The organism is Campylobacter sp. CNRCH_2013_0855 (assembly GCF_025773025.1).
GTDB lineage: Bacteria > Campylobacterota > Campylobacteria > Campylobacterales > Campylobacteraceae > Campylobacter_D > Campylobacter_D jejuni_C.
Map to the genome: position 1 here is coordinate 1 of NZ_JAKMTE010000038.1, position 1,686 is coordinate 1,686.

Below are 1,686 nucleotides of genomic sequence, written 5' to 3' on the forward strand. Positions count from 1 at the left end.
AGCTATAGTGGCTGGGATGGTGCCTTTACGTCTACTTTTAATGGTAATGGTTATGCTTTGGAAAATATCAAAATGGATTTAGATCAACTTAATATTTCTGACCCAAGATATAGAGTTATAGGCATTTTTGGTGCTGTTGATGGTGGTAGTATTAGAAATTTAAAAGTTAATAATGTTGATTTTAAGGTTAACGTAAATGGGCAGTCTAATGCTATAAACATAGGCGGTTTGGTTGGAAAAACACAAAATAGCAAATTTGAAGATATAGAGCTTTCAAATATAAAACTTAGCGGAAATTATTTTCAAAACGCCGGTGGTTTTGCGGGTTTAAGTAAACAAGATGGGGAATATTCTCGTATTAAAATAAATAATGTATATATTGAAGCATTATATGGTGTAAATAGTGGAGGATTTATAGGTACTATTGATGGTGGAAAATTTTATGACATATCAATATATGGGAGAGAGGAAGATAACGGATATGGAATTATAAATGGTTCTTCTGGTGCTGGCGGTGGTTTCATAGGATATATTGATAGAAGTACAAACACTGATAGTATCTTTAAAAATATCAAAGTTGCGGATTTTAAAACTATCTTAGGTGGTAATACTTATGGAGCTGGAGGTTTTATAGGGTATGCTAATTTATGGAATGGAGCAAATTTAAATTTTGAAAATATTGCGATAGAAAATATAGATAAAATAGAATCTTCTAAAGCAGCTGCAGGATTTTCTTCGTATATTGATGCAAATGTAAATGCTAAAAATATTACTATTAAAAATATAGGTGAAATTTATTCTATGAGTGGTAGTGTAGCAGGATTTGCTAACCAAATTTTAAGCTCTTACAGTACTATACATAATTTTGAAAACATAATGATAGATGGTATAGGAAATTTTAATCTTGGTTTTCAAAGTAATGGTAAAACCTCTGCAGCTTTTGCTAACACCATTTCTAATGGAACTTATAAAAACATATCAATAAATAACATCGAAAAAGTAACATTTGATGATTTTGATTCTGGTGATTTTTCGTTATTTGCTGGAAATGTTGGAGATGCATTCAAACCAAACGATAAGACTGTGTTTGAGAATATAATTATACATGGGGTTGAAAACATACAGGGTAGAAATGGCAAAATATTTTCTTTTGCAAGAGATCTTAGCGGGAATGTTGAATTGAATAATGTTTATATATTCTTAGATGGTAATTATCAAGGAAAAGAACAGTATTTGTTTGCTGATACTAGATTTGGACTAAATGAGAAGGTTAGTTTTAATAATGTAAATGTTTATCTAAAAAATGGAGTATTTGATAGAATTAAAGATAGTGAAGCAACTTACCAAGGCAAGATAACATTTGTTAAATTTGATGAAAATGAATTAGCAAGTAAAAAGCAAGATTTCATCACCTCCGCTCAAATAGCCACAGGAATACAATATGATCAAGCTTCTAATTCATTTAAAACTACCACTGACTTTAAAGTAACAGATCCTAATTTTAGCAACATAGGTGAAGGTGGAGAAGGTGGAGAAGGTAGTGATGCAAAGCTAGATGAAGATGATTTACTTCAAGAAATGATTAAAAAAGAAATCATCGATGATATCACCAATGGAAAATATAAATTACAAATAAGTGATTTATTAAAAATGCTAGAAGATAAAGCAAATTATTCTACAATGAGC

Annotated in this window: 1 pseudogene; it reads left to right on the forward strand. The window is 30.1% G+C overall.

The annotated features are described in order from the left end of the window. Positions 1 to 1,686 (forward strand): annotated as a pseudogene (locus tag L8X40_RS08270) (hypothetical protein); the annotation flags it as partial.